This window comes from Tardiphaga robiniae, from assembly GCF_001618955.1.
Taxonomy (GTDB): domain Bacteria; phylum Pseudomonadota; class Alphaproteobacteria; order Rhizobiales; family Xanthobacteraceae; genus Tardiphaga; species Tardiphaga robiniae_A.
In genome coordinates, this window is sequence record NZ_LVYV01000053.1 from 309,580 (window position 1) to 323,956 (window position 14,377).

Annotated in this window: 13 protein-coding genes; 3 read left to right on the forward strand and 10 right to left on the reverse strand. The window is 61.2% G+C overall.

Features of this window, described 5'->3' with window-relative positions; genetic code table 11:
• Positions 1-12: 12 nt before the first annotated feature.
• From A4A58_RS25415 to A4A58_RS25445, 7 genes are all read right to left on the reverse strand, one after another.
• On the reverse strand, positions 13-1,668 hold the full coding sequence (locus tag A4A58_RS25415) for a dipeptide ABC transporter ATP-binding protein (RefSeq protein ID WP_068737411.1): 1,656 nt from the start codon (positions 1,666-1,668) through the stop codon (positions 13-15).
• Between the two features lie 5 nt (positions 1,669-1,673).
• Entirely contained in the window at positions 1,674-2,504 is an 831-nt protein-coding gene (locus tag A4A58_RS25420; RefSeq protein ID WP_068737500.1) for an ABC transporter permease, read from the reverse strand.
• 13 nt (positions 2,505-2,517) lie between these two features.
• Positions 2,518-3,540, reverse strand: a complete 1,023-nt coding sequence (locus tag A4A58_RS25425; protein WP_068737413.1) for an ABC transporter permease — start codon at positions 3,538-3,540, stop codon at positions 2,518-2,520.
• The gene (locus A4A58_RS25430) at positions 3,537-5,123 is read right to left on the reverse strand and encodes an ABC transporter substrate-binding protein (protein WP_068737415.1); all 1,587 of its coding nucleotides are present in this window, start codon (positions 5,121-5,123) and stop codon (positions 3,537-3,539) included. The genes A4A58_RS25425 and A4A58_RS25430 overlap by 4 nt, the downstream gene beginning before the upstream one ends.
• Before the next feature lie 100 nt (positions 5,124-5,223).
• Positions 5,224-6,810, reverse strand: coding sequence for an ABC transporter substrate-binding protein (locus A4A58_RS25435; protein ID WP_068737417.1), 1,587 nt, complete (start codon positions 6,808-6,810; stop codon positions 5,224-5,226).
• Positions 6,811-6,850: 40 nt separating this feature from the next.
• Complete coding sequence (locus tag A4A58_RS25440; protein ID WP_068737419.1) at positions 6,851-8,437, reverse strand: ABC transporter substrate-binding protein; 1,587 nt, start codon at positions 8,435-8,437, stop codon at positions 6,851-6,853.
• Positions 8,434-8,928 carry a hypothetical protein gene (locus A4A58_RS25445; RefSeq protein WP_068737421.1) on the reverse strand — a complete coding sequence of 165 codons (495 nt, stop codon included), beginning with the start codon at positions 8,926-8,928 and terminating at the stop codon, positions 8,434-8,436. Before A4A58_RS25445 ends, A4A58_RS25440 begins: the two co-directional genes overlap by 4 nt.
• Before the next feature lie 161 nt (positions 8,929-9,089).
• Between A4A58_RS25445 and A4A58_RS25450 the strand changes: the two genes are divergently transcribed.
• Positions 9,090-9,968, forward strand: a complete 879-nt coding sequence (locus A4A58_RS25450) for an AraC family transcriptional regulator (RefSeq protein WP_204378206.1) — start codon at positions 9,090-9,092, stop codon at positions 9,966-9,968.
• A gap of 15 nt (positions 9,969-9,983) precedes the next feature.
• Here the strand turns inward: A4A58_RS25450 and A4A58_RS25455 are convergent, their stop codons facing one another.
• The 3 genes from A4A58_RS25455 to A4A58_RS25465 form a co-directional block, all read right to left on the reverse strand.
• Positions 9,984-10,214 (reverse strand): hypothetical protein, encoded by a 231-nt coding sequence (locus tag A4A58_RS25455; RefSeq protein ID WP_068737422.1) that lies wholly within the window; start codon positions 10,212-10,214, stop codon positions 9,984-9,986.
• Positions 10,211-10,429, reverse strand: a complete 219-nt coding sequence (locus tag A4A58_RS25460) for a hypothetical protein (protein WP_068737424.1) — start codon at positions 10,427-10,429, stop codon at positions 10,211-10,213. Before A4A58_RS25460 ends, A4A58_RS25455 begins: the two co-directional genes overlap by 4 nt.
• Before the next feature lie 287 nt (positions 10,430-10,716).
• The gene (locus A4A58_RS25465; RefSeq protein ID WP_068737426.1) at positions 10,717-12,258 is read right to left on the reverse strand and encodes an acetolactate synthase large subunit; all 1,542 of its coding nucleotides are present in this window, start codon (positions 12,256-12,258) and stop codon (positions 10,717-10,719) included.
• A 239-nt stretch (positions 12,259-12,497) separates the two neighbouring features.
• Between A4A58_RS25465 and A4A58_RS25470 the strand changes: the two genes are divergently transcribed.
• Entirely contained in the window at positions 12,498-13,112 is a 615-nt protein-coding gene (locus A4A58_RS25470) for a L,D-transpeptidase (protein ID WP_081422064.1), read from the forward strand.
• Between the two features lie 105 nt (positions 13,113-13,217).
• A complete protein-coding gene (locus A4A58_RS25475) occupies positions 13,218-14,036 on the forward strand; it encodes a DUF2927 domain-containing protein (protein ID WP_068737430.1) in 819 nt (272 codons plus the stop codon).
• The last annotated feature ends 341 nt before the right edge of the window (positions 14,037-14,377 follow it).

Genomic DNA, 14,377 nt, shown 5'->3' on the forward strand with positions numbered 1-14,377 from the left:
GCGGGCTTAATTTTATACGGAAACGACTTCCGCCTGCCTGGCGCCCGGACCGGCGAACATCGCGCGGCCGGGGATCGCATCCAGCAGCGCACGCGTATAAGCGTCGCTCGGATTCTGGAAGATCTTCTGCGTTTCGCCCTGCTCGACGATCTCGCCGCGCCGCATTACCACGATGCGGTCGGCGATTTCGGCGGCGACGCGCAAGTCATGGGTGATGAAGATCATCGCCAGGTTCATCTCCTCGCGCAATTCGGCGAGAAGCTGCAACACCTGCGCCTGCACCGACACGTCGAGCGCCGAGACGGCTTCATCTGCGACCAGCACCGAAGGCTTCAGGGCCAGCGCACGCGCGATACAGATGCGCTGCCGCTGACCGCCGGAGAATTCGTGCGGATAGCGGTTGGCTGCGCTCTCCTGTAGGCCAACGCGGGCCAGCAGGCGCTTGGCATCGGCCATGGCTTCCTTGGAGGGCGTGCCATAGGCAATCGGGCCGCCGGCAATCGCGTCGCCGACCTTCTGCCGCGGATCGAGAGCCGCGAAGGGATCCTGGAACACGATCTGAATCTTGCGGCGCATCTGGCGCAACCGCTCGCCGCGCTGTGACAGCAGATCCTTGCCATCGAAATGAATCGAGCCCGTGTCAGGCTCGATCAGCCGCATGATCAACCGACCCAGCGTGGACTTGCCCGAACCGGACTCGCCGACGATGGCCACGGTCTCGCGCGCCTTCAGACCAAGCGAGATGTTCTGCACTGCATCGGTCCGACGCGGCGGCAGAAACATGCCCTGCTTGGTGATGAAGGTCTTGTTCAGGCCGACCGCATCCAGCAATGGCTCGCCCGTGATCTTGCGATCAGCTTTGGTCAGCGAGCGCGCGCCAGGAACGGCGGCGATAAGACTCTTAGTGTAGTCGTCCTTCGGATTGCGCAGCACCTCATCGACGGTGCCCTGCTCAACCACGCGGCCATTGCGCATCACAACGACACGATCGGCGACGTCAGCAACGACGCCAAAATCGTGGGTGATCAGCAGCACGCCCATGCCGCGCTCCGACTGGAGCTTCTTCACCAGCGCCAGAATCTGCTTCTGCGTGGTGACGTCGAGCGCCGTGGTCGGCTCGTCGGCCAGGAGCAGCGCTGGATTGTTGGCCATCGCCATCGCGATCATGATCCGCTGGCGCTGGCCACCCGAGAGTTGAAACGGAAAGCTGCGCGCGAGCGCCACCGGATCCGGCAGACCGACGTCCCGGATCAGTTCCTGCACGCGCGCATCCACCGCCTCCTTGGACGGCGTCGGCTTGGTGTGCGTGATGATCGATTCCGCAATCTGCTGGCCAACGCGGGCCAACGGATTGAGCGCACTGAGCGGCTCCTGGAAAATCATCGAGATGGCGCCGCCGCGCAGCTTGCGCATCGTGGGCTCGTCCGCCTTGGCGATGTCATTGCCGTTGAAGCTGATGCTGCCCTGCGCAACGCCCGTTCGGTCGGGCAGCAGTCGCAGGATCGCATGCGCAGTCATCGACTTGCCGGAGCCGGACTCACCGACCAGACACACGATCTCGTTGCGGTTGACGGTGAGCGACACGTCTTCGATTGCGAAAGGACGATCAGCGCCCGGCGGCAGGCTGATGGAGACGTTCTCGATGGCAAGCAGTGTTTTGTCGGTCATGAATACTATCGCTTGCGTGAGATACGGGGGTTTAGCGTGTCATTGAGACCTTCACCCACGAGATTGATGGCAAGCACGGTGAGCAGGATGGCGAGACCGGGAAACACACTCATCCACCATGCCTGACGGATCACGGTGCGCGCAGCACCGATCATGAAGCCCCATGACATCAGATTTGGATCGCCGAGACCCATAAAGCTCAATGCGCTCTCGATCAGGATGGCGCTGGCAACGGCGAGCGATCCGGTGACGATAATCGGCGAAATCGCATTGGGCAGGATGCGACGCAGCACCACGGTCAGCGGACGCTGACCCTGGCAGACCGCAGCCTGGACGAACTCGCGCCCGCGCAGCCGCATGAACTCCGCACGCGTCAAGCGTGCCAGCGGCGGCCAGCTGACGATGCCGATGGCGAAGATGATGTTGGAGATCTTCGGCCCGATGGTCGCGACCAGCAAGATGGCGAGAATGAAGCCCGGAATGGTCTGAAACAGCTCGGTGATGCGCATCATCACCTCATCGACCTTGCCGCCGAAATAGCCGGCGGTTGCGCCGATGGTGACGCCGATGACCAGGGAGGTCAGCGTCGAGATGACGCCGATGATCAACGAGATACGGGCGCCATGCGCGATGCCGGCGGCCACGTCACGGCCAAGCATGTCGGAGCCGAGCCAGAGCCCTTCGCTGAACGGCGGCTGGAACGGCGCGCCGACCATCTCCCAGGGATCGTCAGGAAACAACCACGGGGCCGACACCGCGAGGAGAACCACCGCGAGAAGGACGAACAGACCAATCATCCCGGTGGGATGGCGGAGAAACGATTTGAGCGTAGACATCATAAAATCCCGTTCACGATGCTGCGCGTACGGAGACGCGTGGATCGATCACCCGGTAGATCGCATCCGTGAGAAGATTGAGCGCGATCACGATCACCGACATCACCAGGAATACCCCGAGCAATACCGGATAGTCGCGCTGCAGCAGCGCGTCATAGATAAGACGGCCAAGACCCGGCCAGGCAAACACGGTCTCGATCACCACCGCACCGCCAACCAGCGCACCGGCCTGCATGCCGGCGACGGTCACGATCGGCAGCATCGCATTGCGCAGGATGTGGCGAATGATGATACGGCCCTGCTTCAAGCCCTTGGCCTTGGCGGTCTTGATGAAATCCTGATGGGTTACGTCCAGCACCGACGAGCGCATCAGGCGGGTGTAGATCGCGAGATAGACGGCCGCGAGTGACACCGCCGGCAGGATCAAATGCCAACCGATGTCGACCATGCGCTGCAGTGCGGTCATCGGCACACCGATGGTCACGTAGCCAAACGCCGGCAGCCAATCGAGTTGCACCGAAAACAGCAAAACCAGCATCAGGCCAAGCCAAAACACCGGCGTTGCATAAAGCAGCAACGACACGACGGTCAGCACCGTGTCGGACCACTTGCCGGCGCGGACACCGGCCAGCATGCCGAGAATGATGCCTGACAGAAGCGCGAGGCTGAAAGCCGTCGCTGTCAGCAACAGTGTCGCCGGCAAACGCTCGAGAATGAGCGATGCCACAGTCCGCTGCTGGCGATAGGAATAGCCGAGGTCCAGCGTCACGACGCGCTTCAAATAATTGGCGAGCTGAATCGGATAGGGCTTGTCGAGCCCGTATTCAGCGCGCAGCTGCGCCAGAAGCTTTTCGTCAGAAGCACCGCTCTGGCCGGCGATCACCTGCGCGGGATCACCGGGTGCGGCGTGCACCAAAATGAAGTTGAAGGTCGCAATGACCAGAACGACCGCGATGAATTTGACAACCCATCCCGCGAGCGCGAGGGCGATCGCGAAAACACGGCCGCCTTTTGCATCGACCGATACCGCCGTCATCCGAAGCTCACGTCGCTGAACGATTCATGCACGCCGATCGCTGTTGTAGTCACGTTCTTGAGGCGCTTGTCGATGAAGGTGGGATAGGCCTGCTCGAACATCCAGACCACCGGCACGTCCTCGACCAGGATCTTCTGCACCTGGCTGTAGAGTTCCTGACGCTTGGCCTCGGAGGTCGAGGTTGCAGCCTCTTCGAACAGACGGTCGACTTCCGGATTGGAATAGCCTGCCGTGTTCGAGAACAGGATGCCCTTCTTGATATTCGACGAGATGTAGGTGCGCGACACGCCGAGCGCGGGATCGCCGAACTGATAGACCAGGTTGCCGGTCATCTCGTAGTCCCAGTTGCTGAACTTCTCGGCCCAGCCACCGACATCGGTGTTCTCGATCTGCAGGTCGATGCCAACGCGGCCGAGGGACTGACGAATGAATTCGGCAGCGCGCTGATAGATTTCGCCGTAAGGCGGGGTCAAATACTTGATCGTGACCCGCTTGCCGCCAGCACCGGGCTTCAAGCCCATGTCGTCGAGCAGCGCCTTCGCCTTGTCCAGCGAGTAGTCATAGCGCTTGACGTCCTTCTCGTAGAACCTGGTCGCCGACGACACCGGACCGGTCGCGACCTTGGGCAGACCGAAGTAAACACGCTGCGCCATCGACTTGAGATCGAGCGCATAGGCAATGGCCTGACGGAAACGCTTGTCGTCCATCGGCTTGATGCGATTGTTGAGCTCGAGCCACTGATGCGGGGCGAAATATTCGTAGCCCTTGGTGGTCATCTCGAAATTCGGCAGCTTCGACAGCCGCGCGACGTCGAACATTTCAATGTCGTTCCACTGCGTCAGCTGGATCTTACCCTGCTCCAGCGCCACCGCGCGCGAGGCCGAGTCGGGAATGATGCGGTAGATGATTTCGTCGAGATGCGGCTCGTCCTTGCGGTAATAGCCTTCGTGCCGCACCAGATGCACATGGGAGCCCTTGACCCATTCCTTCAGCTTGAACGGGCCCGAGCCGATCGCCTGCGCATTGGCCGGGTTCTTGCGATATTCGGTGCCGTCATAGATATGCTTGGGCACGATCGGTCCGGTGGTGCAGTCGAGCGCTGTCAGGAACGGTGCAAAGGTCGACTTCAGCTTGAACACCACGGTGAGCGGATCCGGCGCGTCTGCTTTCTCGATACGCGAGTAAATCCCACGCGCACGCGCATGGGTCTCCGGCAGCAGCTTGGTCATCGAGAAGATGACGTCGTCCGCCGTCAGCGGCTTGCCGTCGTGGAAGGTGATGCCCGGAAACAGCTTGAACGTATAGGTCAGGCCGTCCTGCGACACTTCCCACGACTGTGCAAGGCCGGGAAGCGGCTTGAGGTCGGGGCTGTAGCGCAGCAGGCTTTCATAGATCTTGCCGCCCAGGGTCAGTGTTGGCTGTTGCTGGTTCAGTGCAGTGACGAGAATCGGAGGTTCAGGTTGAATGATCGTGTTCAACGTGCCGCCCTTGGTCTGGCCAACGGCACGAGTGACGCCGAGGGGGATACCCGAGAGAGCGACCGCGCTCACGCCCATCAGCTTTGCGAATTCACGTCTATTCATAACCTAGTCCTTCAAACAGTGCATCTAACAGTGGCTGCAGCCAGACGCTTGCGCATCTGGCTGCAGCCGAGTCATCAAGTGACTTTGAGTGACCCTATCTTCAACCGAGCGTCACGGCCCCGAAAGTCTCATGCACACCAATGCCGGTGGTGATGACGTTCTTCAACCGCTTATCGATGAAATTGGGGAAGTCTTGCTCGACCATCCATGCGATCGGGACTTCTTCTACGACGATTTTCTGCACGGCCGTGTAGAGTTCCTGACGTTTTGCATCAGAGGTCGCCACGGCGGCTTCCTCGAATAGCCGGTCTACTTCCGGATTGGAATAGCCCGCGATATTTGAGAACAGAATACCTTTGCGGATATTCGCCGTAATGTAACTGCGCGACACACCGAGCGCGGGATCGCCGAACTGGTACAGCAGATTACAGGTCATCTCGTAATTCCAGTTGCTGGTGCGTTCGGCCCAGCCGGCAAGATCGAGGTTTTCCAGCTGTAAATCGATGCCCACTCGACCCAGCGACTGCTTGAAATATTCAGCCGAGCGCTGCCAGATTTCACCGTAAGGTGGAACCAGGAATTTGATGCTGACACGTTTGCCATCGGCACCGGGCTTCAGACCCATCTCGTCGAGCAGGGCTTTCGCCTTGTCCAGCGAGTAGTCGTATTGCTTGACGTCCTTTTCGTAGAACCGCGTCTTCGACGAAACCGGTCCGGTCGCGACCTTGCCGAGATTGAAGAACACACGTTGCAACAGCGCCTTGCGATCGACGGCGAACATGACGGCCTGGCGAAAACGCTTGTCGTCCATCGGCTTGACGCGAAGATTGAACTCCAGCCAGAAATGCGGTGCAAAGAACTCGTAGCCCTTGGTGGTCATTTCGACATTGGGCAGCTTTGAGAGACGCGCGACGTCGAATAGTTCGACGTCGGTCCACTGCGTCAACTGGACTTTGCCCTGTTCGAGCGCGACAGCGCGCGACGCGCCGTCCGGAATGACGCGGTAGATGATCTCGTCGAGATGCGGCTCGCCCTTGCGGTAGTAGCCCTCGTGCTTGACGAGATGAACGTGCGAGCCCTTGACCCATTCCTTGAGCTTGAACGGGCCCGAGCCGATCGCCTGCGCATTGGCAGGGTTCTTGCGGAAGTCCGTGCCGTCATAAACGTGCTTCGGCACGATCGGCGCGGTGGTGCAATCGAATGAATTGAGGAATGGCGCGAACGGCGCTTTCAGCGTGAATACGACGGTGAGTGGATCGGGCGCCTCGGCCTTTTCGATGCGCAGGAAGGTGCCGCGCGCGCGCGCATGGGTCTCAACGAGAACCTTGGTGACCGAGAACACCACGTCTTCCGAGGTCAGCGGCTTGCCGTCATGGAAGGTGATGCCCGGAAACAGCTTGAACGTATAGACGAGGCCATCGGGCGACACGGTCCAGGATTCAGCGAGACCGGGCAGCGGCTTGAGATCGGAGCCGTAGCGCAGCAGGCTCTCATAGATCTTGCCACCAAGGGTCAGCGTCGGCTGCTGCTGGTTGAGCGCCGTCACCAGGATCGGCGGCTCGGGCTGGATGATCGTGTTGAGCGTGCCGCCCTTGGTTTGGCCGACCGCGCGCGTAACGCCGAGGGGAATTCCCGAAAGCGCAGTCGCACTCAAACCCAATAGCTTCGCGAATTCACGTCTGTTCATCGTAATTCCTTTGTAACAAAGATATTTGAAACGTTCAACGTCACCCGAAGCTCACCGACCCGAATGTCTCATGCACCCCGATCGCCGTCGACAACACGTTCTTCAGCCGCTTGTCGATGAAGTTCGGATAGTCCTGCTCGAACGTCCAGACCACGGGAACATCCTCGACGAGGATCTTCTGCACCTGGCTATAGAGCTCCTGCCGCTTGTCATCGGACGTCGCCACAGCTGCTTCTTCGAACAGGCGATCAACCTCCGGATTAGAATAGCCGGCGGTGTTCGAGAACAGGATGCCCTTCTTGATATTCGACGAGATGTAGGTGCGTGCCACACCGAGCGCGGGATCGCCGAACTGGTAGACCAGGTTGGCGGTCATATCGTAATCCCAATCGGCGAACTTTTGCGCCCAGCCGGCGATATCGGTGGTCTGCAGTTGCAGATCGATGCCGACGCGCCCGAGCGACTGGCGCAGGAATTCGGCGGCACGTGTGTTGGCCTCGCTGACCGGCGAAATCAGAAAGCGCAGCGTGACGCGCTTGCCGTCCGGGCCAGGCTTCAGCCCCATCTCGTCGAGCAGCGCCTTCGCCTTGTCAACGGAGTAGTCATAGGTCTTGACGTTCTTGTCGTAGAACCGTGTCTTCGACGAGATTGGGCCGGTCGCCAGCTTGCCGAGCCCGAAATAGATTCGCTGCAGCATCGTCTTGCGGTCGATCGCATGCATCACGGCCTGACGAAAACGCTTGTCGTCCATTGGCTTGACGCGGTTGTTGAGTTCGATCCATTGATGCGGCGCGAAGAACTCGTAGCCCTTGGTGGACACCTCGTAATTCGGCAGTTTCGACAGCCGCGGCACCTCGAAGAATTCGATATCGCCCCACTGCGTCAGCTGCACCCTGCCCTGCTCGACCGCCACGGTACGCGACGCACCATCGGGGATCGCGCGGTAGATGATTTCGTCGAGATAGGGCTCGCCGGGCCGATGGTAACCTTCATGTCGGACAAAATGGATGTGCGATCCCTTGACCCATTCCTTGAGCTTGAACGGACCGCAGCCGATTGCCTGCGCGTTGGCGGGATTCTTGCGATAGTCGGTCCCCTCATAGATGTGCTTCGGCAGGATCGGCGCCGTGGTGCAATCCAGCGACGTCAGGAACGGCGCGAAGGGCGACTTCAGCGTGAAGATCACCGTCAGTGGATCGGGCGCTTCAGCCTTTGCGATGCGCGCAAATGTCACGCGACCGCGCGCATGGGTTTCCATCAGCACCTTGGTCATGGTGAAGATCACGTCTTCCGACGTCAGCGGCTTGCCGTCGTGAAACGTAATGTTCGGGAACAGCTTGAACGTGTAGGTCAGCCCGTCCGGCGAAACCTCCCAGGACTTGGCGAGACCGGGAATCGGCTTGAGATCGAAATCGTAACGCAGCAGGCTCTCATAGAGTTTGCCGCCTACGGTGAGGGTCGGCTGTTGCTGATTGATCGCCGTGACCAGGATCGGCGGTTCGGGCTGGATGATCGTATTGAGCGTACCGCCTCTGGTCTGCCCCGTGGCGCGGGTGATGCCGAGCGGAATGCCCGACAGCGCCGTAGCGCTCAGACCCAGCAATTTCGCAAACTCACGTCGATTCATTCAGCTCTCCCGATGGACACAGAGGGTTGAACGTCAGTGTATCCGACCGATCGCAGCAGGCCTGCGGCCTGAATTCCGAGGGTCCCGAGCCCCAGAATGCCGACGCGCTTGTCGGCTGCGGCGACCTGATCGTAGCGATGCCAGTGACCATTGCGGGCATTGGCGGAGACGCGGTCGAACTCGCGATGAAAATACAGCGTGCCCCACAGCACATATTCGGCCATCGCCTTGCCCAGCAGCGGATCGACGATCCGGCAAAGCGGCAGGTCCGGCAGCGCCGTGTCGGACAACACATTATCCACACCAGCGGCGATGGAATGGATCAGCCGCAAATTCGGCATGGTCGCCATCACGCCTGCGGGTGGTTTCCAGCAGACCACCACCTCCCCGTCCAGCGCACCTTGCTCCGGCCAATGGCTGACAACCGCGCCGGGAACCGCCCGCTTCAGATGGTCCTCCAGGAAGCCCATGGTGTTGGACAGGGTAGTCATGAGAGTAATACGGGTCATCAAATTCCTGCGTTTGTTTCTGCCATTGGCATGAAGCCTGCTTTGAGAATGGCAACGTCCGGAACGATGCGCCCAAAACCTCTATCCCAGGGTACGATGTTGGCGCATCATCTCCGTCTTCACAGGGTCAGGATTTGTCGCGTATGGGCCATATCTCTTCAATTTCATGCGCCACGCCGCGCCAGCGCGTCGCGCCGCCGGCCATGGTGAGTTTTTCCGGCTTCGAGGCCAGCGGCCGCCGTGCCGATGCACTCCAGGCCGCACAGCGGCCGGTAGTTGCGATGGCAGCCGAATTCTCCTCGGGCGGCGTCGGCGTGCGGCACAGCCACCGCCGCGCGCAATTTCTGCATGGCCTGACCGGGGTCATGACGGTGATCACCGAGACCGGCAGCTGGACCGTATCGCCGCAGCACGCGCTGTGGATCCCGCCCGGCGTCGTCCATCAAAGCCGATGCTGGGGAACCGTGCAGCTCCGCACGCTTTACGTCGAACCCGACGCGACGGTCGGCCTGCCAACATCGTGCCAGCTGATGGAAGTCTCCTCGCTCGTCCGTGCACTGCTCAACGAAGCCGTCACCTTCCCGACCGAATACGACATGGATGGCCGCGAAGGCCAGATCATGAATTTGATGCTCGCGGAAATCGGCCTTATGCCCGCCGTGCCATTGCGCGCGCCAATGCCGCAGGACCGCCGCCTCGCGCGGATCTGTGAAGCGATCCTGCGCGAGCCCGGCAACAATCAGGATCTGGAATCCTGGTCGCAGATCGGCGGCCTCGGCCGACGGACGCTGACACGGCTGTTTCGCCGCGAGACCGGCATGAGCTTCGCCGAATGGCGCCAGCAGGTGCGATTGATGGAAGCGCTGTCGCGCCTGACCATGCGCGAACCGGTGACCAATGTGGCGCTCGATCTCGGCTATGATAGTCCAAGTGCCTTCAGCGCCATGTTCCGTCGCTCGATGGGAATTTCACCACGCGACTATCTGCGCTGGAGCGAACAGACGGAGGACTTGGCAACGTGACCGACGCGCACCAGCTTAGGACTCGACCGCTGGCCGCGTTTCCATCGAAGCACGCAAACGCCGGATACCGGCTTCGATTTCGCGGATGTCGTCGTCGAGCTGCCCGAGCAGTACGCCGAAATTGAAGTCCATTCTGTTGCGGACGGACGCCGCCAGCGTTTCGCGATGCACCTTGAGATCTTGCAACGCACTTAGCTGGTTCGTATCGACATAGGCGGCAACCACAAGCTCAATCGCGCTTTTCACCGCAACGCTTTCTTCTCGGCTTCATCGATTTGCGCTTTCAGCCGCGCCTTGGTCGCTCGAACACCGGGGAATGGTGCTCCGAGCCGGCGTGCCTGGATCTGAACGGAGCTCTGCGGTCGTTTCATGATCACCGCGGCTCTGGCCAGCGATACTTTACGCGCGATAAGCCCTTTCAAAATTTCAATCTGTTCGTCGTCCCAACGATTTTTTGCCATCTGATCTTATGAGTGCGCTGAAATAACTTGTCTGTGCGGTAGCTGTCCCTTTGCAACGCGATGTTCACAACTATTGTTCCCGATGCACCCAGGTTGCAGAGCACAATCCCTGCCGGAGAAAGCGCTGCGTGGATTTGTGCCGGAAAATCGGAACGTGTTTCCATTGGTATCATTTCGTCAGCAGGGGACAGTACTGAAAAGGCTCCGGAGTGATCCGGAGCCTTTCTCTATTTGGCAGGCACCCCGCTTGGTAGCGGGGTATCTGTCAGCCGCGGCTTAGCCGCTGCTCACATCACCACTTCGATCAGCTTCGGACCCTTCGCGGCGATTGCGTTGGCGAGCGCCTTGTTGAAGTCGTCGACGTTCGACACCGAAACGCCGGGGACGCCCATGCCCTTGGCGAGCGACACCCAGTCGAGCGTCGGGCGATCGAGGTTGAGCATATCGAGCGCGCGCTGGCCGGGCTCGCCGGCATCGACGCCGGCGAATTCGCCGAGCAGGATTTGATACTTGCGGTTGGCGAACACGATGGTGGTGATGTCGAGTTCTTCGCGTGCCTGTGTCCACAGCGACTGCAGCGTGTACATCGCGCTGCCGTCACCGACCATGCAGATCACCTTGCGGTCCGGGCAAGCCACGGCGGCGCCGGTGGCGACCGGGGTCGAGAAGCCGATCGAGCCGCCCATGTTCTGCAGCCAGTCATGCGGCGCAGCCGCCGCGGTCGGCGGGAAGAAGCCGCGGCCGGTGGTCAGCGACTCGTCGACCATGATGGCGTTTTCCGGGATCGCATAGGCGATCGCCTGCGCAATCGTGGTGTGGTTCAGCGCACCGGTCGGCTTCACCAGTTCGGTAAGCTTCTGCGGCTTCACATCCGACGGCTTGGCACCGAGCGCGCCGGCCAGCGCTTCGAGCGCAGCGATCGAGTTCTCGCCGCCTGCGGTTATGCGATGCACTTCGCAGCCTTCCGGCTTCAGCATGCTCGGCTTGTTCGGATAGGCGAAGAAGGCCACGGGATCGTTGGCCTCGACCAGCACGATGTTCTTGAAGTCCTTCAGCAGCGGAAGTGCGGCTTCGATCACATAGGGGATACGGTCGATGGAGAAGCGGCCGCGGCCACGCGCCATGCGCGGATTGTAGGTCTGGCCCATCACCTTGCAGCCGGTCTTGCCGGCGATCTGCTCGGCCAGCGCCACGCCCTTTTCGGTCAGCCCCTGGCCGGTCATCAGCAGCAGCGTCGAGGCGCCACCGTCCTTCATGATCCTGGCGGCGGTCTCGACGGCCTGCGCCGAATAGCCGGCGCTCTGCTTCTCGGCCGGCACCGGCGCCACGCCATCGGCTGCGCCCCATGCGGTGTCAGCGGGCAGGATCAGCGTCGCAATCTGGCGATCCTTGGCGGCGGCAATTGCTGCGGCGCCGTCCTTGGCCACCGACTTGGAATCCGGCGAGGTGTGCACCCACTGCGACATCGGACGGGCGAGGCCCTCGATGTCCGAGGTCAGCGGCGCATTGTATTCGATGTGATAGACGGCGTGCTGGCCGACAATGTTGACGATGCCCGAATTGGCCTTCTTGGCGTTGTGCAGGTTGGCGAGGCCATTGGCGAGGCCGGGACCGAGATGCAGCAGCGTCGAGGCCGGGGTGCCCTTCATGCGGAAGTAGCCATCCGCCGCGCCGGTGACGACGCCTTCGAACAGGCCGAGCACGCAGCGCATGCCTTCGACGCGGTCGAGCGCCGCAACGAAATGCATTTCCGACGTTCCCGGATTGGCAAAGCAGACATCCACATTGCCCGCCACCAATGTCCGCACCAGGCTTTCCGCACCGTTCATCGTCTCACTCCGTTTGATTCAGGGTCGTATCTCGGTTTCTTGATCTCGGGGGCTGATGAACCATTGTTCGGAGGGCCCGTCAAAGGGTCGGAACGCAAGGCTTCGTTGTGAGGGCCGCGGGGCGGGCTGAACGCCGGTTATTATCGCTCCATCCGGGCTGTCCTCACACGGCCGTGGGTTGCGGATCGGGGCGATTTATGGCCTGTCTTGGGCCTCAATTTTTTCTGGCGAGGACCATGATGAAGCGCCTTTTTGCTCTCTTTTTTGCCGCAGCCGCGTTCACCACAATTGCGTTTCCTGCCGATGCACGCGTCCGCAACCAGCCACCAGCGCAGGACTTCGAGGTCGACGACGGCCCGTCGCTCTCCAACTTCTTCTCCAATTTCGGCAATGGCGGCGGCAACAGCTCCGGCCCGATCCAGCGCCAGACCGTCGGCTTCCACAGCAATTACGCCCCGGGGACCATCGTCGTGAACACCGCCGAGCGCCGGCTCTATCTGGTGCAGCCGGGCGGTCAGGCGCTGCGCTACGGCATCGGCGTCGGCCGCGATGGCTTCCGCTGGGGCGGCGTCCACCGCGTCACCGCCAAGAAGGAATGGCCGAGCTGGACCCCGCCGGCCCAGATGCTCGCCCGCCGGCCCGATTTGCCCCGCCACATGCCCGGCGGCATCGACAACCCGCTCGGCGCCCGCGCCATGTATCTCGGCTCGACGCTGTACCGCATCCACGGCTCCAACGAGCCGGAGACCATCGGGCAGGCCGTGTCCTCGGGCTGCTTCCGCATGACCAATGACGATGTCACCGATCTCTATAACCGCGTCTCGGTCGGCGCGACGGTCATCGTCAAGAACTGAGCTTGACCTGAGAACGAAGGCTTCCTGCGGGAAGCCTTCGAATAGTCCGCGGGGGCGGCACTGAACGCTTGCGCAAATACGCGCATTGCGAGAACTTGAGTAATAATGCCCGCCCCGACACCAGATCGATTCCTCGTCCGGACGATTGCCGCGCTGCTGGCGATAGCGTCTTTGACCACCTTCGTGCCGCAGCCGTCTTATGCCGGCGCGAGCGAACCGCCCGCCGTTACGGCGCGCCAGCGCACCGAGAAGAAGACCTTCACCGACAGCGAGATCATCGACGGTTTTTTCAAGACCGCCTTTGGCGCCGAATATCACCTCGCCGGCCGCGTCGACCGCATCCGCAAATATGAGCTTCCGGTGCGGGTCTTCGCCGAGGGCCGTGCCGACCGCAAGGCTCAAATCGCCAAGGTTGTGACCGACATCGCGCGCCGGGTGCAGCATCTCAACATCGCCATGGCGGACAACCGCGACGACGCCAATGTGCTGGTGAAGCTGGTGCGCGACCGCGATCTCTATCGCACCATCTCGACCTTCTACGGGACCGACCGGGCCAACGAGATCCGCGACTCCCTCGACCCGCAATGCCTGTCCGGCTTCCGCAAGAACGAGGCCTTCGAGATCGAACGCTCCGACGTGATCCTCACCGTCGACAATGGCGACTTCGTCTTTCTCGACTGCGCCTATGAGGAATTGCTGCAGTCGCTGGGCCCGATCAACGATACCAGTACGGTGCCGTGGACGATGTTCAACGACAACGTCCAGATGGGCTTCTTCGACGTCTACGACCAGTACATCCTCAACATCCTCTACGATCCCCGCATCAAGGCCGGCATGACCGTGCAGGAGGTCAAGGATGTGTTGCCGCAGGTGCTCACTGACGTGCGGATCTGGGTAAGCAAGGTGAACGATCTGCAGGATTAGCGGCGCGTCTCTTATCCCTCCCCCGCGCGAAGCGAAGCTTCGCTAGGCGGGAGGGATTCCACGACCGCCTGCGCGTCTCAGCGTCTTCGAATTTCAAACAGCCACTGCTCTTCAGACATGCGTCATCGCCCCCATTGTTTGCGGCGCGGGGGCGCCGTCGTCTGCTGCATTCCCTCCCCCTTGTGAGAGGGCGTGCGGAACGCCAGGTGCCCGTTGCACCCTTGGGCCTGATGCGAATGCGGTCTTCCGCAAGGATAATGCATCAGGACTTTCGGAGGCGCCGAGCGATTGCCCGACGTTCCGCATACGGTGTTTTTTCGGTTGCTTGCGCGTTGCCATGG

Coding starts and splice junctions, on each gene's coding strand:
- A4A58_RS25465 (WP_068737426.1), bottom strand. CDS start 12,258: ATGAACGGTGCGGAAAGCCTGGTGCGGACATTGGTGGCGGGCAATGTG.
- A4A58_RS25430 (WP_068737415.1), bottom strand. CDS start 5,123: ATGAATAGACGTGAATTCGCAAAGCTGATGGGCGTGAGCGCGGTCGCT.
- A4A58_RS25470 (WP_081422064.1), top strand. CDS start 12,498: ATGAAGCGCCTTTTTGCTCTCTTTTTTGCCGCAGCCGCGTTCACCACA.
- A4A58_RS25415 (WP_068737411.1), bottom strand. CDS start 1,668: ATGACCGACAAAACACTGCTTGCCATCGAGAACGTCTCCATCAGCCTG.
- A4A58_RS25450 (WP_204378206.1), top strand. CDS start 9,090: ATGGGCCATATCTCTTCAATTTCATGCGCCACGCCGCGCCAGCGCGTC.
- A4A58_RS25440 (WP_068737419.1), bottom strand. CDS start 8,437: ATGAATCGACGTGAGTTTGCGAAATTGCTGGGTCTGAGCGCTACGGCG.
- A4A58_RS25420 (WP_068737500.1), bottom strand. CDS start 2,504: ATGTCTACGCTCAAATCGTTTCTCCGCCATCCCACCGGGATGATTGGT.
- A4A58_RS25460 (WP_068737424.1), bottom strand. CDS start 10,429: ATGGCAAAAAATCGTTGGGACGACGAACAGATTGAAATTTTGAAAGGG.
- A4A58_RS25435 (WP_068737417.1), bottom strand. CDS start 6,810: ATGAACAGACGTGAATTCGCGAAGCTATTGGGTTTGAGTGCGACTGCG.
- A4A58_RS25475 (WP_068737430.1), top strand. CDS start 13,218: ATGCCCGCCCCGACACCAGATCGATTCCTCGTCCGGACGATTGCCGCG.
- A4A58_RS25425 (WP_068737413.1), bottom strand. CDS start 3,540: ATGACGGCGGTATCGGTCGATGCAAAAGGCGGCCGTGTTTTCGCGATC.
- A4A58_RS25445 (WP_068737421.1), bottom strand. CDS start 8,928: ATGACTACCCTGTCCAACACCATGGGCTTCCTGGAGGACCATCTGAAG.